Annotated in this window: 11 protein-coding genes; 6 read left to right on the forward strand and 5 right to left on the reverse strand. The window is 73.4% G+C overall.

The features are described from left to right. Nucleotides 1-119: 119 nt before the first annotated feature. Both K8612_RS11180 and K8612_RS11185 read right to left on the reverse strand, forming a co-directional pair. Entirely contained in the window at nt 120-1,475 is a 1,356-nt protein-coding gene (locus K8612_RS11180) for a D-arabinono-1,4-lactone oxidase (RefSeq protein WP_223762265.1), read from the reverse strand. A 4-nt stretch (nt 1,476-1,479) separates the two neighbouring features. Further along, the gene (locus tag K8612_RS11185; RefSeq protein WP_223762266.1) at nt 1,480-2,655 is read right to left on the reverse strand and encodes an amino acid deaminase/aldolase; all 1,176 of its coding nucleotides are present in this window, start codon (nt 2,653-2,655) and stop codon (nt 1,480-1,482) included. Between the two features lie 389 nt (nt 2,656-3,044). Between K8612_RS11185 and K8612_RS11190 the strand changes: the two genes are divergently transcribed. After that, on the forward strand, nt 3,045-4,172 hold the full coding sequence (locus tag K8612_RS11190) for a LuxR family transcriptional regulator (RefSeq protein WP_223740876.1): 1,128 nt from the start codon (nt 3,045-3,047) through the stop codon (nt 4,170-4,172). A 42-nt stretch (nt 4,173-4,214) separates the two neighbouring features. Beyond that, the gene (locus tag K8612_RS11195) at nt 4,215-5,363 is read left to right on the forward strand and encodes a metallophosphoesterase (protein ID WP_223762267.1); all 1,149 of its coding nucleotides are present in this window, start codon (nt 4,215-4,217) and stop codon (nt 5,361-5,363) included. Nucleotides 5,364-5,391: 28 nt separating this feature from the next. On the opposite strand, the gene K8612_RS11200 is transcribed toward K8612_RS11195, so the two are convergent. After that, the gene (locus K8612_RS11200; protein ID WP_223762268.1) at nt 5,392-6,771 is read right to left on the reverse strand and encodes a thioredoxin family protein; all 1,380 of its coding nucleotides are present in this window, start codon (nt 6,769-6,771) and stop codon (nt 5,392-5,394) included. A gap of 111 nt (nt 6,772-6,882) precedes the next feature. Here K8612_RS11200 and K8612_RS11205 point away from each other — a divergent pair, with 111 nt between their 5' ends. The 4 genes from K8612_RS11205 to traB all read left to right on the forward strand — a co-directional run bounded on the left by K8612_RS11205 (nt 6,883) and on the right by traB (nt 13,648). After that, complete coding sequence (locus tag K8612_RS11205) at nt 6,883-8,628, forward strand: GTPase (protein WP_223762269.1); 1,746 nt, start codon at nt 6,883-6,885, stop codon at nt 8,626-8,628. 87 nt (nt 8,629-8,715) lie between these two features. Continuing rightward, nucleotides 8,716-9,780 (forward strand): hypothetical protein, encoded by a 1,065-nt coding sequence (locus tag K8612_RS11210; RefSeq protein ID WP_370639930.1) that lies wholly within the window; start codon nt 8,716-8,718, stop codon nt 9,778-9,780. A gap of 218 nt (nt 9,781-9,998) precedes the next feature. Further along, a complete protein-coding gene (traA, locus tag K8612_RS11215; protein ID WP_223762270.1) occupies nt 9,999-12,023 on the forward strand; it encodes an outer membrane exchange protein TraA in 2,025 nt (674 codons plus the stop codon). Then, nucleotides 12,020-13,648 (forward strand): outer membrane exchange protein TraB, encoded by a 1,629-nt coding sequence (gene traB, locus K8612_RS11220; RefSeq protein ID WP_223762271.1) that lies wholly within the window; start codon nt 12,020-12,022, stop codon nt 13,646-13,648. The genes traA and traB overlap by 4 nt, the downstream gene beginning before the upstream one ends. A 9-nt stretch (nt 13,649-13,657) precedes the next feature. On the opposite strand, the gene K8612_RS11225 is transcribed toward traB, so the two are convergent. After that, the gene (locus tag K8612_RS11225; protein WP_223740870.1) at nt 13,658-14,497 is read right to left on the reverse strand and encodes an Ig-like domain-containing protein; all 840 of its coding nucleotides are present in this window, start codon (nt 14,495-14,497) and stop codon (nt 13,658-13,660) included. A 115-nt stretch (nt 14,498-14,612) separates the two neighbouring features. Next, on the reverse strand, nt 14,613-18,623 hold the full coding sequence (locus K8612_RS11230; protein ID WP_223762272.1) for a protein kinase: 4,011 nt from the start codon (nt 18,621-18,623) through the stop codon (nt 14,613-14,615). Between the last annotated feature and the right edge of the window lie 36 nt (nt 18,624-18,659).

Here is an 18,659-nt window from a genome sequence, read left to right on the forward strand (position 1 = left end):
CGGGCCTGGCGCCAGCCAGTGCCCTAGCCAACCGCATGCCGGGCGCTGGATTGTGCATTATCGAGAGGTTGGTGGATCGTCTGACGCGATACGGCGCGAAAATACACCTCCGGGGTGCGTCACGCGCTTCGCGCCCCTGATTCACCGCGGGTGTGACGCACGTCCTCCAGGAAGAGACGTCTCAGATAGGGATTGAGGAAGCGCCCCTCCGGGTCCAGTTGCTCGCGCACGCGCTGGAAGTCATCCCAGCGGGGATACAGGTGTTTCAGTGTCGCGGCCGTCTGCGTGTGCAGCTTGCCCCAGTGCGGCCGGCCGCCGTGGTTGCGGAAGATGGCCTCCGCGCCGGAGAAGTAGGGCTCCAGCGGCATGCCCCGGTATTGATGCACCGCGATGAACGCGCGGTCCCCGCCGTGCGCCGGGCTGAGGAAGATGTCGTCGCCGCGCACGAAGCGGTACTCCACCGGGAAGTGCACGGGCAGTTGCTCGCGCGTGATGTATTCGGACAGCTCACGCAGGCAGTCCGGCCCGCGCTCCACCGGCACGGCGTATTCCATCTCCTGGAAGCGCACGAGCCTCGGCGTGGCGAACAGCGTGTGGCTCTGCCCCGCCAGCACGCCCTCCGACGCCAGCTTCGCGGACAGCCGGCTCACCGGCGCGCACCACGCCGGCCGCATCCGGCACGCACGGCTCACCGCGCCGAAGACCGCGTTCTCCATCACCATCTCGCTGAACCAGCGCCCCACGCCCACCCCGTGCGGAGTCTCCTCCGTGAGGTCCATGGCCTTGGTCATCACGCGGTCGGAGTGCGGGAACCAGAAGAACTCGTAGTGCCGGTGGCGCGCCCGCGCTTCATCCAGGCCCGCCAGGCACTCCTCCAGCGCCAGGTTCCGCCGCGTCAGCCGCAGCCGGTACTCGGGCAGCAGGCGCAGCCGCACCCGCGTCACCACGCCCAGCGCGCCCAGGGACACCCGGGCGGCCTGGAGCAGCTCCGGCGATGCGTCCTCCGAGCACGTCACCTCGTCCCCGCTCGCCGTGACGAGCGTCATCGCCGCCGCCTGCGTGGAGAGGATGCCCAGCCCCACGCCCGTGCCGTGCGTGCCCGTGCCCAGCGCGCCGCCCAGCGACTGCTTGTTGATGTCGCCCAGGTTCTCCATGGCGAGCCCGTGCGACGCCAGCAGCGCGCCCAGCTCGCGCAGGTTCGTGCCCGCCCACACCACGGCCTCGCGCGTGCCCTCGTCCACGGACTCCAGGCCCCGCAGCGCCTCGATCGACACCATGGTCTCGTCCGTCGCGCACAGGGGCGGGAACGAGTGGCCGCTGCCCACCACGCGCACCGTGCGCGACCGGGCGGTGGCGTCGCGGAGCGCGGCCTTCAGGGCGTCCACGGAGTCCGGCTGGAGGAAGCCGGAGGGATGGGCCACCACCCCGCCCGACCAGTTGCGCCACGTCCTCGTCTTCGTCGCCTCGGTCGTCATGCCGTCACCCCCATTCGCCCCGGTAGGTCGGGACCTCTTCCACGACGCGGCCCCCGGAGATGAGCAGCAGCGTGCGGAAGTGCTCGCACAGCTCGCCCGCCTTCGCGTGCCGGAAGAACACCGGCGCGCCCAGGGGCAGCGGCACCGGCCCCGCGTACGCGATGGGCGTCTGCACCTCGCCCGCACCCTCCAGCGGGAGGAGCTTCGCGCCCTCGGGCAGGTAGGGCACGGGCAGCTTGTCCACGCCCGCCGAGCCGGAGGCCACGAAGCCTCCTCCCTGGAGCGTGAAGAGGCCCGGGCCGGGACGCCGCGTGACGGGGATGGCGAACGCCACCGCGGGCTGGTGGTGGAAGCCGCGATAGCCGTCGAAGAGCGCGGGCGAGTACAGGCCGCTGCCCGCGGTGAGCTCGGTGACGCTCGCGTCCTCGCGCGTGGACTCCAGGCTGCCGGTGCCCCCGCCGTTCACGAAGCGCGGCGCGAACCCCGCGCCCTTGAGCGCGGCCACCACCGCCTGCCTGCGCGCGTGCACGCGGCCCACCGAGCCCCGCTTGAGCGCGCGGATGACCACGTTCTTCGGCCCCGCGTGCGGCGCGGCGTCCGGCACGCCCGCGAGCTGCGCCTCGTAGCCCATGACGCCCGCGAGGAAGACGGCGTCCCCTTCCGCCTCGATGCGCTTCGCCACCCCCAGCGCGTCCTCCGGCGAGCGCACCGGCGAGCGGTGCACCCCGAAGCGCAGGCCCGGCAGGTCCACGGACAGGTCCACGTCCAGGCACAGCGGCGCTCGCGTCCCGTGCAGGCGGGCCGCCCGGGCGGCGAGCGCCACGTGCTCCACCGAGTCCACCATCAACGTCACGGGCGCTGGCGGCCTGCACAGCTCCGCCAGGGCCTCGGCATCCACCACGGGGTAGCCCATGAGCAGGTCGCTAAAGCCGCGCTCGCGCAGGTGCACGGCCTCGTCGGCGCTGAAGCACATGAGGCCCTGGAAGCCGGGATGCCCGTCGAGCACGCGCCGCAGCAGGGTCACGCACCGCACCGACTTCGTGGCCAACCGCACCGGCAACCCGCCCGCGCGCCGCACCAGCGCCGCCGCGTTCTCGTCGAGCAGGTCCAGGTCCGCGAAGGCCAGGGGCAGCCTCCGCCCCTCCAGCGCCTGGGCGTAGTAGGCGTAATCACGCGGCATTTCAGGGCCTCCGGGCGCGGTCACGACGGGAGCGGACATCATCGCCGCGCCCCGTCGGGCCCGGGGCCTGCTGGCACCGGGCGCGTGGGGTGGTGGACAGGCGGGGACAGGAGCCGGAAAAGGGGCAGCGCGCCGGACATCCCTGGGGGAACGCCCGGCGCGCGCACACGCGGATACTTCGACTCCTAGGTCGGCCCACCCCCCCGGAAGGGCACGGAACGCCATGGTGCCGTCGGCCGAAAGTCATTTCTATTGAGGAAATCACGCGAGTCGTAAACGACTCGGGGGGCGGGAACTCACTTCCCACCTGGACAGGCGGAAGAAGCACTGATTCCACTCCCGACCTCACAAGTCTTCCAATTGGCCCCAGCCGCTATAGTAAGTAAATCGTGATTGATTTGATTTCCGAGGACCAACGCCTCTTGCAGGAGCTGGAGGGCCTGCTGGAGGGGTTGGAGCCCGGCTCCGAGGCCCTGCCGACGGTCCTCGCCGCGCTCCGAGGCGCCCTGCGCGCGGAGCGGACGGCGGCCTACGGCGTGGACGTGGGCCCGGACCGCTATCACACGGCGTTCGTGCACGGCGTGGGGTTCCCGCAGCCGCCCTCGGTCCTCACCGAGGCCTTTGACGCGGCGTTGCCGCCGGCGGGGAGCCGCTTCGGCTATTTCGATCCCGCGCGTCCGCCGCTGGCCCAGCGCAACCGGGCGATGCGCTTCTCGCCCCTGGGGATGCCGGAGCCGCTGCGGGCCCTGCCCATCACCGGCGAGGGCGAGGGCCCCCTGTGGGAGCGGCTGGGGCTGAGCGAGGCCGAGTGGGAGCACGCGCGGACGCAGTTGGCCGGGCATGCCGCCCAGCTCTACCGGCAGTTGGGCCTGGAGCACCTGGCGCAGTTGCGGGTGCTGGTGTGCGAAGGCGACATGCTGTTGGGGTGGGTGGGCGCCTTCCGGACAGAGCCCTTCACGGAGCGGGAGCAGCGGCTGCTCCAGGCGCTGACGCCCGCCATCCAGCGGCGGATGGCCATGGACCGGCGGCTGCGCGAGGCGGGCCTGCTGGGGCCGGCCCTGGGCGCGGCGCTGGAGGTGCTGGGGCGGCCCGCGTGGGTCGTCACGTTCAGCGGCCGGGTGATGCACGCGAACAAGGCGGGGCAGGCGCGCTGGGAGCAGGACTCGCAGGCGCTGGCGGCGCAGGTGCGCGAGTGCCTGCGGAGCCCGCCGGGCACGGGGCCGCTGTTCTCCTCCGGGCCGCTGCGCACGCAGGGGCTGCCGGACCACTACCTGGTGCTGGACCCCGGACCGCCGATGGAGCCGACGTCGCGCCTGCCGGTGCTGACCCAGCGCTGGGGGCTCACCGCGCGCGAGGCGCAGGTGCTGGAGCACGTGGTGCAGGGAGAGACGAACAAGGCCATCGCCCTGCACCTGGGCTGCGCCGAGCGCACGGTGGAGGTGCACGTCACGCACCTGCTGAACAAGGCGCAGGTGGAGAGCCGCTCCGCGCTCATCTCGCGCTTCTTCCAGTCCTGATGCGCCGGTGGGCACGGCCCGGCGCATGACTAGGATGGAGGGATGGATGACGCGCTCTTGAGGAAGGCGCTGGCCCGCGCCGACGCGGCGGTGGCGAAGGGGCCACACGCGCTGGCGGCGGATGGCCGGCGCCGCACGCTGCACGCGGCGATGGGCGACCCGCAGGCGGACTTCGAGCGGGTGCTGTCCATCCTGTCCCTGCACGGACTGCTGGACGCGGAGGGCGGGCTGCGGCCGGACGTGTGCCTGGTGTGCGTGGGCGACTTCTTCGACTGGGGCCCCGCGGCGGACCGGGAGCGCGTGGCCCGAAGCGCGCTCCGGCTGGTGGCGTGGCTCGCGTCCCATCCGGCGGACCAGGCGGTGATGCTCCTGGGCAACCACGACCTGGGGCGCGTGGGGGAGCTGGCGGACTTCACCGATGAGACGTTCCGCGCCGCGCGGGCGGAGGCGGACCGGGTCTACGCGGGGGACGACACCGACGCGGCGGCGGAGCGCGCGTTCCTCCAGCGCTGGCCCGGCCTGCCCACGGCGGAGCTGGCGGCGCGGGACTTCAGCACCTGGACCGGGGAGCAGCGCGCGTGGGTGGAGCACCTGCTGCGCGCACGGCGCTTCCGCGTGGCGTACGCGGCCGGGGACTCGCTGCTGGTGCTGCACGCGGGCGTCACGCGCGAGGACCTGGGGGTCGTGGGGCTCGCGCCCGAGCGGTGGGCGAACGCGCGCGCGGTGGCGGACGCGCTCAACGGGGTGATGGACCGGGCGGTGGCGGCGTGGAAGGGCGGGCCGCTCGTGCTGCCGGGGCTGCACCATCCGGGCAACGCGAAGGACGGCGAGGGCGTGGGCATCTTCTACCAGCGGCCCAGCCTGGCCGCGGAGGATGGGGAGCGCGTGCGGGGGACACCTCGCCGCAGGTTCGACCCCCGGAGGTTGCCGCCCGGGTTGACCCAGGTGGTGGGCCACACGCGGGACAAGCGGGTGCGGGAGCTGGTGTCCCCCGGTCCCGTGCGCGACGGAGTGCTGCGCCACCTGGTGACGGACGGGACGCGCGTGGACTACGCGCACGGCCCGCCGCCCACGACGGGCCCGGGTGAGGCGGTGATGGTGTTCACCGACGGCGCCATGCGCGAGGGCCGCGCGGAGGACTTCGAGCTGTTCGACCTGGATGCCCGCCGCGCGGTGCCGCTGGCTCCGTGATGGGTCCGCGCGAGGGCCCGTGCCTCTGTTACGGCGCCGCGCCAGGAACGGCGGCGGGCGACTTGAGGCCGGCGAGCTTCTTCTCCAGCGACTCCACCTGACGCGGGGACACCTGCGCGGCGGGCAGCGTCTTCGCGAAGGTCAGCGCCTCCTCCAGCGTCTTCACCGCGCCCGCGGTGTCCTTGCGCGCGACCTGGATGTCCGCGCGGCCGGAGAGCACGGACAGCCGCCGCGCGCCCTGCACCCGCGCCAGCGCCCGGTCGTTCGCGGCGAGCGCGTCGTCCAGCCGGCCCGACAGGCGGTACAGCGTCGCGAGCCGCGCGGGCGGGTTGTAGTCCTGCGGCAGGTCCTTCTCGCTCTGCTCCAGCGCGGGGATGGCCCGCTGCGGCTGCTCCAGCGTCATCGCCGCGAGCATGCGGTGCGAGTCGAACACGCTGCGCGCCTCCGGGTTCGGCGCCTTCGCGGCCTCGCCCTCCAGGAACGTCAGCCACTCCTGGGCCACCTGCTTCGCGCCCGCGGTGTCGTGGTCCTGCTTGCGCGCCTCCACCAGCACCTCGTACAGGCCGGAGCGGTCATCCGCCTCCATGTCGATGGCCGGCGGCGCGAGCACGTCCCGCGCCTTCGCCTCCAGCGCGTGCCGCAGGTCCGCCGCCTGGGGCGTGCCTTCCGGAATGGCCAGCGCGCAGCCGAGCCCATTGAGGACGCCGTTGGCCAGGCTGAGCGAGCGCGGCACCTTCGGCAGCTCCTCCACCGCCTTGCGCGCGCAGGGCTCGTACTGCTTCGCCCCGTACTGCGCCATCAGCAGCGACTCCAGCGCGCGGCCCCGGCGGGACCAGTCGGCCGGAGCCTCCGCGAGCGCGAGCGACAGCGCCTCGGCGGCCTCCGCGGGCTTGCGCTCCCCGTAGAGGGCATCCCCGCGGGCGAGCAGCGCCTCCGCGCCGGTGGCCCCGCCCTGATAGGCGCGCTCGCCGTCCTCGAAGAGGCGCTCCAACTGCGGCACCGTCGCGCTGCCGGCGAAGCGCAGCAGGGCCTTCTCCTCGCGCGGGTCGATGATGAAGAAGGTGGGCCAGAACTCCACCGGGTACTTCTCCTGGAACGTCGCGTTCCGGGTCAGGTCGGTGTTGAGCTCCAGCCACACGAAGCGGTCCGCGTGCTTCGCCAGCGCCTTGTCCGTGAAGACGTACGCGCGCATGGAGCGGCAGGTGTGGCACCACGGCGCCCAGGTGTCGACGAACAGGGGCACGCCCTTCGCCTTCGCGTCCGCGAGCGCGCGGGCGTAGTCGTCCGGGATGAAGGGCAGCGGGCCTTCGGCGTGGGCCTCGGCGGACGCGGGCGCGGGCGCGTTGGCGTTCGTGGCCGTGCAGGCGATGGACCCCGACAGGAGCAGGCAGGCGAGGAGGGAGCGCATGCGGCGCACCCTACCGCGCCTCTCCAGGGGTGTCCCCGGTGGACAGAGCGCGCACACCGCGCTGGGCACCACGCGGCGCGCGTGTTGTCCTGCGCGCGGCCCCCTATGCCCATGAAGGACCCTCGCGCCCTGCGCACCGCCCTCGCGTCCGCCCTGGACGCCCTGCCCGCCTCCGAGCGCTTCCCCGACAGCGCTGACGCCGACGTGGCCCGCCGCCTGGCGGAGCGCCTGCGCCGCGACCTGCTGCCCCGCCTGGGCTCCGGCGCGGAGGACGCGCCGCTGCTCCTCGTGGCCATCGCCGGCCCCAACAACGTCGGGAAGTCCACGCTCTTCAACTCGCTGGCGAAGGCGTCCCTGTCCCCCGCGCGCCCCGAGGGCGGACTCACCAAGCAGTGCCTGGCCGCGGCGAACCCGGAGACGTGGACGGGCGCGCTGAAGGACGTGCTCACCCAGCGCTACGACATCATCCCGGTGGCCGACGGCACCGTGGCGCCCGTGGACGAGCCCGGGCCTCCGGGCCGTTTGTACCTGGTGCTGTCCGCCGCGGTGCCGCGCGGGCTGCTGGTGATGGACACGCCGGACTTCGACAGCGTGTACCGCGACAACCGCGAGCGGGCCGAGGCGCTGCTCGTCACGGTGGACGTGCTGGTGTTCGTGGTGAGCCGGCAGACGTACCAGAACGCGGCGCTGGTGGACTTCCTGCGCGCGGCGGTGGGCCACGGCAAGCCGTACCTGCTCATCTACAACGAGGCCACGCGCGAGGAGGTGGCGCGCGGCCACCTGGACAAGCTGGCCCAGGACGTGGGCCACCCGCCCATCGCGCGCTACCTGGCGCCGCACCAGCCGGACGTGGAGGCGGGGCTGAAGCCCCTGGCCACGGAGGCGCTGGATGGACGGCCGCCGCTCGCCGCGCTGCTGGGACAGGCGGAGCATGCGCGCGAATTGAAGGCGCGGGCGCTGGAGGCCTCGCTGTCGGATGCGCGCTCGGAGCTGGACGCGGTGGCGCGGGCGGCGACCCGCGCGGCCCGCGAGCCGGAGCGGCTGCGGCAGCGGCTGCGGCACGACCTGCGAGGCATTGGCGCGCAGGCGGCGCTGAAGGCCGTGCCCGCGGACGTGCTGGTGGATGCGTTCCGCGACGAACTGGACGCGCGCAGCACCTTCCACCGGTTCGTGCGGCTGCCGTTCCGCGGGCTGGCCACGGCGCTCACGTTCGTGAGCCGCAAGGTGCGCGAGTCCTTCACCGGGCCCCAGCCGAATGAGGCGCTGCCCACGCAGGCGGTGGATGACTCGCTGAAGGACGGGCTGCGCAGGCTGGTGGACGCCTTCGCGCCGGAGGTGGCCGCGTGGCGCGGGGACGTGGAGACGCGGGAGAGGCTCGAGCAGGCCTTCGGACCCGCGATGCTCGGCCGGCTGGACGCGCCGCTGGACCTGGGCGCGCTGCACGCGCACGCGGCGGACCGGGCCACGCTGTATGACTTCTGCCGCCAGTTGGTGGGCAGCGAGCTGCAGGGCGGCATGCGCGAGGAGCTGCTCCAGGCGCTCACCACGCTGGTGTACTCGGTGCCGTCCGGCGCGGCGGCGGTGGTGACGGTGGCCACCGGCGGCCTGGGCCATGACGCGGTGGTGTGGGCGGGGACGCTCCTGTCCACCCCACTGCTGGAGCGCTTCGTGGACCTGCTGGGCGCCCAGGTGCGAGCGACGGTGACCCGCAAGTGGGCGGACGCGCACGGGGCCACGCTGGCGCAGGCCCTGGAGACGCGCTTCTTCGCGGAGCTGTTGTCCCACCTGGACGCCCAGGCGGAGGGCTGGCTGCGCACGGCCTCCACCCTGGAGGCGGCGCGGCGGGCGGCGGAGTAGGCGGCCGGTTCCTGACAGGCTCCCGCCTCCGGGGTGGAGGCGAGACTTCGTGCCTCGCCGTCACCGATGCGTCATGCTGGGTCCGCCATGACCGGTCCGGACCCGGAGTCGGGTTCTCCTCTCATCCTGTCGTTTCGTCATCTGCTGACCGAGTCCGTCAGTGCGTTCCTCGACGAGGCGGACATGACGTGCCCTCAGACAGCGGACTCGCTCAGCGAGCTGCTGGTGACGCTGTCGCGCTACCGCGAGGAGGGCGCGCTGCTGTTCCCCACAGCGTTCCTGGGTGACGACCTGGGCGCGATGATGGAGCTGCTGGGCGGGCACGACCCGATTCCCCTGGGAGTCGGGCCGCGCACGCGCTCCACCATCCAGCGGGCGCTCAAGCAGTGCGCGCCGTTGGGCCAGGGGCGCTGGTGGGCGCTGTACCTGCTGCGCGAGCCGGCGGGCCTCAGCTACGGCATCTTCCGCACGGATCCGTTCCCCCTGGCGGAGACCCCGCTGGAGCGCCTGCGGCACGCGCCGGACCGGGGCGCGCGCGTGGTGGGCGTGTTGCAGCTCGCGGACAACATCATCGAGCTGCGCGGATGCGGCGGCCTGTGTCGGCACGTGTACCTGTCCGGCGCGCGCATCGACGTGGAGCCACCCTCCGTGGTGCTGGACACACTGGCGAGCGCGGTGACCGAGCAGGTCCTGCCCTCCAGCCGCGAGTACGCGCGGGGCTTCTTCCGCCGGGTGCTGTTCGAGGTGATGCAGTCCTCGCACGGCACGCTGGTGGCGGTGCTGCCCCGGGAGCGCGCGGGCTCGGCGCTGTTCGTGGACGGCATCCTGTTACCCCGCCCCATGGACGTGGTGGCGCTGCTGGAGCGGCACCACGCGACGCAGGACGGCAGCGCGGCGTCGGCGGTGCGGGCGGCCGCGCAGCTCCTGCGAGGCATGATGGCCACGGACGGCATCACCGTGCTGCGCGCGGACGGGTGCATCCTCGGGTACAACGTCTTCGTGCGTCACCCGGAGACCCTGGCGCGGCAGCCGGGCTTCTTCGGCGGCGCCCGGCGGCGGACGTTCGAGGTGCTGTGCGCGGCCCTGGGCAACGAGCTCGCCGCGGCGTTCATCCGCTCGCAGGACGGGGACGTCGCGTGTCGTCGCGCGTGACGGTTTCCTGTTTTGCACGCTGTCCGGGTTGATTGCGGCGCGGAGGGACGAAGGACCCTGGAGGTCGCATTCCCCATGGGGATTTGAGACGCGGGCGGAAGGTTGAGAACGTCAACTTAATCTGTAAGGCTGCGCCCGTTTTGCGCACAGCTCCCCTTCCCCTCCGCGCGGTTGCCGCGCTGTCCCTGCTCGCCGTGTGCCTCGCGAGCGCGTCTGCCGTGGCGCAGAAGCTGCCGGATGTCGTGGTGACGGGGGCACCCGCGGCGCCGTCGCCCACCGACACAGGTACAGGGCTGTGCATGGCGTCCAACGTGTGGACGCGCACCGCCGCGGAGTATCCGCAAAGTCAGTCGCTCTATACGGACGTCCTGAATGCATACATGGAGGAGAACCGCGCGACGCGCATGACCTCCGTGCTGCGCTCCGCGTTCGACCTGTCGAACAATCTGAACGACGGTCGCATCCTGAGCTACGGCGACTTCGTCAACGTGGTCTCGGGCTGCGCCCAGGGTGGCTGCCCCTTCCACTACAACGATCCGAACACCCGGTTCGTCTCCCGCTTTCGCGGCTACCTGAACGTCACCCCGGCCATGGTCGGGCGGGTCCTGCACTTCGGCTTCTACGCGGACGACGCCATCAGCCTCGTGCTGTTCGACAAGGCCAGCACGCGCTACGACGTGGTCATCCGGCCGCCGGAAATCGGGGCTCCGACACGACGCACCACCAACACCGTCACCTTCACCCAGTCCGGGCTCTATCCCATTGAGCTGCTCTACGTAGAAATCGTGGAGCACGCGGCGCTTGAGTTCGCGGTCCTTGACGGAGCGTTCACGGACTTCGACCGTCCCGCGAACGTTCCTCCGGTCGTCCCGCTCAACACCTCTGGCTTCTCCCTGGTCCAGCCCGCGCAGTTGTTCCAGACGGAGACCGGCCGGCCGTCGTTCCCGGGCAACCTGGACCAGTGCGTCCAGTGCAACCGGCAGTTCGCGAACCAGCCCGGCAATGGCAGTTGCGGTCCGTCCTACTACTGCAACTCCGCCGCGCTCTGCGCGCCTTGTGACACGAACCTCCTTTGCGGCGACACGTGCTCGCCTTGCGGACCGACCGCGCCCATCTGCGCGCAGGTCAACGGCCAGTTCACCTGCGTCGCGTGCACCCAGAACAGCGACTGCGCCACCGGCCGCTGCGACACCACCAACAACGTGTGCACCGGCTGCGTCCGCGACTCCGACTGCGGCTCCGGCCAGGTCTGCGACGAGCCGAACTTCACCTGCGTCCAGTGCACCGCCGACGCGGAGTGCCCCGGCAGCCAGGTCTGCGACCTCACCGCGAACACCTGCGTCGAGTGCAACGAAGACACCCAATGCGACCGCGGCGAGTCGTGCTCCAACCACGTCTGCACGCCCTGCGACACCAACGACGCCTGCGCCGGCAACTCCTGCAACTGCTGCCCCAATGGCACCCAGTGCGCCGCGCCCACTCCCGGCGCCCCGCCCTCCTGCGTCGAGTGCACCACCGACAGCCAGTGCGCCAACGGCCAGCGCTGCGACACCCTGAACGGCGCCTGCGTGGACGCCGTCCCGGAGTGCAACACCTCCGACCGCTGCGGCCCCGGCTGCTCCAAGTGCCCCGGTGAGCGCCCCTACTGTCTCGACGGCGAGGTCTGCGTCCAGTGCCGCAACGACCTGGAATGCGGTGACGGCCAGTTCTGCCTCAGCGGTGAGTGCAGCTCCTGCACCACCGACAATCGCTGCGGCCCCCGCTGCGACTCGTGCGGCGGCGACACGCCCTTCTGCCTCTCCGACGGCACCGCGCGGAACAGCGTGTGCGTGGGCTGCGTCAACGACTCCGACTGCGGCAGCGGCACCTGCGACCCCACCACCCGCACCTGCTCCAACACCGGCGCCTGCGCCGTGACGTGCGCGGAGGGCACCGTGTGCGACGGCTCCGCGTGCGTCGAGTGCTTCGCCGACGCGCACTGCCCCTGCGGCGGCACGTGCGACGTCGCCACCAACACCTGCCTCGAAAGCTGCGCCGACAGCGGCGACTGCCTGGGCGTCGAGTTCTGCTCCGCCGAGACCCAGCAGTGCGAGCGCGGCCGCCGCAAGCCCGGCACCGAGCCCCAGGGCGGCGCCTTCTGCTGCGGCACCACCGCCGAGGACACCCCCACCGGCAGCACCGCCATGCTGGTCACCCTCGCCCTGGGCTTCCTCTTCCTGCGCTCCGCCCGCCGCGTCCGATGAAGCCCTCCCGCTCGCCGCTGCTCCCGCTGCTGCTGGCCCTCGCGCTGTCCACCGCCGCCCACGCCGCGCCGGATCCGCGCTTCAACATCCAGGTCTTCCGCCCCTCCGGCGCGCCGCAGGACCTGGTGATGGTCACCCAGTCCCGGCCCCTGTCCCACCTGTCCGTCTCCGCCGGGCCCTACTTCAGCTACTCCCTCAACCCGCTCTCGCTCGTCCCCAGGGACGGGGACCTGGGCTCCATCAGCCTCGTGGGCAACCGGCTCCAACTGGACGTCATGGCCACGGTGGGCCTCTTCGACTGGTTCGAGGTCGGGGTGGACATGCCGCTCGTGCTCCTGCAGGGCGGCCAGAACCTGGAGGTCATCGGCACCGAAGGGCCCGTGGAGAGCTTCGCCCTGGGCGACCTGCGCCTCATGGGCAAGGTGGCCATCCCCGGCTTCCGCCGCTCCGCGGAGGGCCACGGCTGGGGCGCGGCGCTCACGCTCAACGTCAGCTTCCCCACCGGCGTGCAGGAGGCCTTCGCGGGCGACGGCGAGCTCACCTGGGCGCCGGGCCTGGTGCTCGACTACCGCTTCGAGTCCGGCATCCTGCTCGCCTTCAACGGCGGCTTCTGGAAGCGGCCGGACGTCATCTTCAGCGGCGTGCAGTTGGGGGACATGGCCCCGTTCGGCCTGGGCACGGAGGTGCCCCTGTTGCGCGGCAGCGGCATCACCGCGCTCGGCATGGTGAACGGCGCGTTCGGCCTCAAGAAGGCCCCCGGCCAGGAGCGGCAGATCCCCGCGGAGCTGCTCATCGGCCTGCGCTGGTACAGCTCGCTGGGCGTCACCTTCACCTTCGGCGGCGGCCTGGGCTGCGGCTGCTCGCTGGCGTCGCCGAACCTGAGCTTCTTCACGTCCATCCTCTGGGTGCCCGCCAAGACGCGCGAGTGGGAGGCCATCGAGCGCTTCAAGGAGCCGCCCGCGCCGCCCCCGCCGCCCGTGGACCCGGACTTCGACGGCGTCATCGGTGAGCGCGACCGCTGCCCCAATCTGGCGGGCCCGGTGGAGAACAGCGGCTGCCCGGACACCGACGCGGACTCCGACGGCGTGGTGGACCGCATCGACAAGTGCCCGGACGTGCCGCAGGGCAAGCGCGGGCGCGACGGCTGCCCGCTCGCGCGCACGTCGGGGAACAAGATCGTCATCCTGGAGCAGGTGAACTTCGCCACCGACCAGGACGTCATCCTCTCCGAGTCCTACCCGGTGCTGGAGGAGGTCGCGCGGGTGATGGAGGAGAACCCGAGGATGGACCGCATCCTCATCGAGGGTCACACCGACTCGCGCGCCAGCGACCAGTACAACCTGGACCTGTCCAAGCGCCGCGCCGCCAGCGTGAAGCGCTTCCTCATCGAGAGCGGCGTCGCCGCGGAGCGCGTGTGCTCGCAGGGCTTCGGGCGCAGCATGCCCGTGGCCGACAACGCCACGGAGGAGGGCATGGCCCTCAACCGCCGCGTGGAGTTCACCATCCAGCCGCCGAGCGACGGGCCCCGCCCGCCCTGCCCGGATGACGTGGAGGCCGCGTCCAAGAAGAAGGGCGGCAAGCGCCCCGCGCCGAAGTCCCCGGCGCCGCCCAGGAAGAAGCCGTAGAGGGCGGCGCTACTCGACGATGAAGTCCGCGGCCGTGCGGCGGCGGCCGGCCACCACCGACACCACCGCGCGGCCCTTGCCCACGGCCGTCACGCGGCCCTCGGGCGACACCGTCACCACGGCGCTGTTGGAGCTGAACCACTCCAGCGGCACCTTCTCCAGCGCCACGCCGTTGCGGTTGTACGCGCGGGCCTGGACCATCACCGACTGGCCCTTCTTCTTGAAGGTGTACGAGGTGAGGTTCAGCCCCAGGCGCGCGAAGTCCGGCGGCACCACCTGCACGGCGATGGCGCGGTGCAGGTGCCCCAGCGTCGCGGAGACGGTGGCCACGCCGGCCGACGCGGCGATGAGCTCGCCGTTCTCCACGCGCGCCACGGCCTCGTTGCTGGAGCGGAAGTCGGGCGCCGCGTCGGGGATGACGTGGCCCGCTTCATTGCGCGCCACCACGCGCAGCTTGATGGTGCGCCCCACCTCCACGAAGTCCGCGCCCGGCGCGCGCACGTCCAGGGACGCGAGGATGGTCAGCTCCAGCGGCAGCGCCGCCTTCGCCCGTCCGCCCTGCACGCCGATGATGGTCTTTCCGGACTTGCGCGCCACCACCGTGCCGTCCTCCAGCACGGAGGCCACCTCCGGCGCGGAGCTGGTCCAGCGCAGGCGCGTGTCCATCATCTTGCGCCCGTCCGCGTCCAACACCGTGTAGCTGAGCGGCAGGTTCTGCCCCTGCGTGCGCAGGTAGCGCAGCTCCGGCTGCTCCAGGGTGATGGTCGTGGGCGTCGGTCCACACGCGCCGAGCACCCCCAGCGCGAGGAAACCCAACAGGGAAAAGGAGACGGGACGTGAGGTCTTCACGAAGGCAGGCACGGGGCAGGTGGGGAATGGCCGAGTCTACCGGTGGATCACCCGGCGGGCGTGAAAACCGTGAGCGCCCGCGACGAAGTCCGCCCGCCCGCACGCCTGCTGACGACTACTGCCCACTTCCCCGGCGCGGGGCCCGGGCCTCCATCGCCCCCAGCACCTGCGCGGCCAGGGCCTCCCCCTCCCGCCAGCCCGCCACCCGGGCGCGCTCCCTCGCCTGCTCCAGCCGCTCGCGCGCCTCCGGCGCCCGGCCTCCCGCCACCAGCAGGCGCCCGGCGTTGTAGTGGATGCGCGCCACCTCCTGGGCGTCCCCGCCCTGCTCGGCCAGGGTGAGCGCGCGCTCCAGGTCCGACAGCGCCTGGGCCGGCTCGCCCGCGAGGACCCGCAGGCCCGCGAGCTGCGACAGCGCTCGCGCCTGGCCCACCGCGCTGCCCACCGACCGCGCCTGCTCCGCCGCGCGCGTGAAGGCCACCCGCGCCCGGTCCAACTGCCCCAGCCGCTGCTGCAGCCGGCCCAGGAGCAGGTAGTGCTCCCAGAAGAAGTCCGCGAGCTGCGGGGTCCGGCTCCCCATGCGCTGGAAGGCCCGCGCCAGCAGCTCCACCGCGGCCGTCGTCTCGCCCCGGGCCTCGCGCACGCGCGCGAGCTCGCCCAGCACCAGGGCCTCGGCCTCCGGCTCCGCGCCCGCCGGGCCCTGCGCCATGGTGAGGCGCACCTCCGCGTCGTCCACGCGCCCCAGCTTCAGCTCCGCGACGGCCAGGCGCCGCGCGGCCTCCGCCCACCGGCCGGGCGTCTGCATCACCGGCACGCGGTCCAGCCACGGCGTCACCAGCCCGTCCACGGCGGCGGGGTCCACCTGCGTGAGGCACCCCGCCGCGCGCGCGAGCACGTCCAACTGCCAGCGCACCACCGCCGCCGTGGCGCCGGGCGCCCGGCCCAGGGCCCAGCGGTAGAACTCCACCGCCGAGCGCCACTCGCCTCGCGCCGCGAACCAGTCCCCCGCCCGCTCGCACGCGGCCGGCGCGCCGGCGGCGTCCGCGCCCAGCAGGTGGTCCGCCACGCGCACCTCGCGGGCCGGCTCCTGCGCGAACGCCTCGTCCTCCAGCGTCTCCGCCAGCGACTGGTGCGCGCCGCGCAACTGCGAGGGCGACAGGCGCTCGCGCAGCACCTGCCGCGCCTCCTCGCTCATGAAGCGGAAGATGCCGGGCTGCCCGGGCACGGGCACCACCCACTCCGCGTCCTCCAGCACCCCGGCGCCCTCCGAGGCCGTCAGCGACGCGCGCACCAACTCCGCGCGGAAGAGCGAGCCCTCCACCGCGGCCCGCTGGAGGAAGCGCAGCGACGCGGCGGGCAGCAGCTCCAGCCGCGCGCCCAGGGCCTGCCCCAGGCCTTGCGGCAGCGCCGCGGGGGACAGCGGGCCGTTGGCCTGGAAGCCGCCCTCCGTGCGCTGCAACACGCCCACCGACACCAGCAGCCGCACCAGCGCCAGCGCATGCGCGGGATTGCCGCGCACCCGGTCCGCCACCGCCCGCTCCAACGGCGGCGACAGGGCCATGCCCAGGCTCGCGGTGAGCAGCGCGTTCAGCTCCGACGGCGACAGCCCCTCCAGCACCGTCACGGGCAGGGACGCCAGTGCCGTGGGCACCGCGTCCACGTCCCCCGTGGCCACCAGCGACACGCGGTCCTTCGCCGCGAGCAGCCCCGCGAGCAGCTCCAGCGAAGGGCCGTCCACGCGGTGCACGTCGTCCACCAGCAGCAGCAGGCCGGACGGCTTCGCCACGCGCTGGATGGCGTCCACCACCGCGCCGTCGCCCGCCGGCAGGTGCCCCCCGCCCGGCGGCGCGCCCCGCGCGAGCCTCCGCCAGAGCGCGGCGGCCTCCGTTTCGGAGAAGCCCAGGCCCGACAGCGGTGATGCGTCCGTCCCCGTGGCGGCCCGCGACAGCGCGGCGAACACCGTGCGCCACAGCCCCAGCGCTCCCGCGGAGCGGGGGTCTCCGCCCCACGCGTACACCACGCGCGGCGAGGCGCCCGTGGCCAGCTCCGCCACCGCCTCCAGGAAGCGGCTGCGTCCCACGCCCGAGGGCCCCACGAAGAGCCGCGCGCCGCCTTCGCCCCGGCACGCCGACTCCACCACCAGCGCCGCCTGGGTCAGCGCCTCGTCGCGCCCCACCAGCGCGTCCACGCGGGTCGCGGCGCCGGACTCCACCCGCCACGCCGTGCCGCCGGGCAGCTCGCGCGCCATGCCGATGCGCACCCCGCCCGCCTCCACCAGCAGCGCCTTCACCGACGCGCCCACGAGCAGCTCGCCGGGCACCGCCGCGTCCGCCAGCGCCCGCGCCCGCTCCAACCCCAGGCCGGACAGCCGGGCCGCCCCGGCCTCCGCGCTGGTGCGCACCACGCCGGACTCCAGGCCCCGCCGCAGGTTCAGACCGGCGCTCCCCAGCTCCTCCGCGCACCTGAGCGCCCGCGTCGCGTCCTCCGCGTGCGCCTGCGGCAGACCGAAAGGCAGACACCAGTGCGTGTCCGACAGCGCCACCGCCTCCACGTGGTGGCGCGCCGAGGCCTGCACCACCGCCTCGCGCAGCCGGGCCGCGTGGGCCGGCTCTCCCGCGACCACCAGCAGCGTGAGCCGGCTCATCCGCGCCTGCGCGTCCATCGCGCGGATCTTCACCGTGGGGCCCGGGGCCTCGTCTCCCAGGGCCGGGGGCCCGTCGTCGTCCGCGTCGGTGGCGGACGGCGGCCCGGCCAGCGCGGAGGCCAGCGGCGCGGGCACCTCCATCGTCGGGTCGGTGGGCGGCTCGTGCACGGCGCCGTCGCCTCGGCGCGCGGGGGCCTTCGCCGTCGGCGCGTCGGGGAGGTCCTCGTCGCCCAGGTGCACGGGCGGCTCGCGCAGCGCGGGCATCATCGGGAGCCGGGACGCGGCGCCTCCGGAGGCGGGCGTCCGCGCCAGCTTCGGCGCGTCATCTCCGGACACGGGCGTGAGCAGCTTCGGCCCGGCGTCGCCGGACGGGGGCGTGAGCGAGTTTCCGCACGCGGGGCAGAAGCGGCTGGTCGCGGGGGTGGACTGGCCACAGCGCGGGCACGACACGTTGGAGGGCTCGCGCACCTGGGGCAGCCCGGGCTCGCCGCTGCCCGCGTCGCGCAGCCGCGCCAGCACCACGTCGCCCACCAGCCGCGTCACCACCGCGGGGACGCTCTCCTCCGGGGCCTCCGGCGTCTCATCCAGGTAGGACTGGAGCGCGCGGGCCACTTCCGAACAGCGGGCGAAGCGCTGACCGGGCGCGCGGTGGAGCATGCGCAGGATGATCTGCTCCAGGAGCGGCGACAGCCCCTCCACGAACTGCGAGGGCCGGGGCACCGCCGCCAGCGCGATGCGCCGCATGGCCTCCGCGGGGTTGTCCGTGTCGATGAACGGCCGGCGCGTGCACAGCTCCCACAGCACCACGCCCAGCGCGAACTGGTCGCTGGTGCCGGAGACGGGCTCGTTGCGCACCTGCTCCGGCGACATGTAACGCAGCTTGCCCTTGAGCACGCCCGTGCGCGTGCGGCTGGCGCGGATGGTCGCCTTGGCCACGCCGAAGTCCACCACCTTCGTCAGGCCGTCCAGGCGCACCATGATGTTCTGCGGGCTGATGTCCCGGTGCACCAGCTCCAGCGACTGGCCCTGGCTGTCACGCGCGTGGTGCGCGTGGTCCAACCCCAGCGCCGCGTCGCGGATCATCTGCGCGCAGACGCGGTGGGGCAGCGGCGTGCCGGCCCGCTGCGCCGCCTTCGCCAGACGGCCCAGGTTCTCGCCCTCGATGTACTCCATGGCGATGTAGAACGTGCCCTGCCACGCGCCGACCTCGTACAGCGAGACGACGTTCGGGTGGTTCAGGTGCGCCGCGACCCGGGCCTCGTCGAGGAACATCTCCACCGAGCCGTCGTGCTCCAGCAGGTCCGGCAGCAGGCTCTTGAGGATGACGGGGCGCTCGAAGCCGCTCACGCCCACCTGACGTGCCAGGAAGATTTCCCCCATGCCCCCCACGGCCACGCGGCGCAGCACCGCATACCTGCCGAAGATGAGGGAAGACGGGGAAGCACCGGACACCATCGCCCTTGAACCGTACCCAGCGATCGCCATCCCCCGCCAGTCCCCGGCCCCTCGCTTTCGCACGGG

The sequence above is a fragment of the Corallococcus sp. AS-1-6 genome (genome assembly GCF_020037015.1).
Taxonomy (GTDB): Bacteria; Myxococcota; Myxococcia; order Myxococcales; family Myxococcaceae; genus Corallococcus.

Excerpts from the sequence above, each read along its gene's own strand:
- K8612_RS11180 (WP_223762265.1), bottom strand. The coding sequence starts at position 1,475 with ATGACGACCGAGGCGACGAAGACGAGGACGTGGCGCAACTGGTCGGGC.
- K8612_RS11185 (WP_223762266.1), bottom strand. The coding sequence starts at position 2,655 with ATGCCGCGTGATTACGCCTACTACGCCCAGGCGCTGGAGGGGCGGAGG.
- K8612_RS11195 (WP_223762267.1), top strand. The coding sequence starts at position 4,215 with ATGGATGACGCGCTCTTGAGGAAGGCGCTGGCCCGCGCCGACGCGGCG.
- K8612_RS11200 (WP_223762268.1), bottom strand. The coding sequence starts at position 6,771 with ATGCGCTCCCTCCTCGCCTGCCTGCTCCTGTCGGGGTCCATCGCCTGC.
- K8612_RS11205 (WP_223762269.1), top strand. The coding sequence starts at position 6,883 with ATGAAGGACCCTCGCGCCCTGCGCACCGCCCTCGCGTCCGCCCTGGAC.
- K8612_RS11210 (WP_370639930.1), top strand. The coding sequence starts at position 8,716 with ATGACCGGTCCGGACCCGGAGTCGGGTTCTCCTCTCATCCTGTCGTTT.
- traB (WP_223762271.1), top strand. The coding sequence starts at position 12,020 with ATGAAGCCCTCCCGCTCGCCGCTGCTCCCGCTGCTGCTGGCCCTCGCG.
- K8612_RS11230 (WP_223762272.1), bottom strand. The coding sequence starts at position 18,623 with ATGGCGATCGCTGGGTACGGTTCAAGGGCGATGGTGTCCGGTGCTTCC.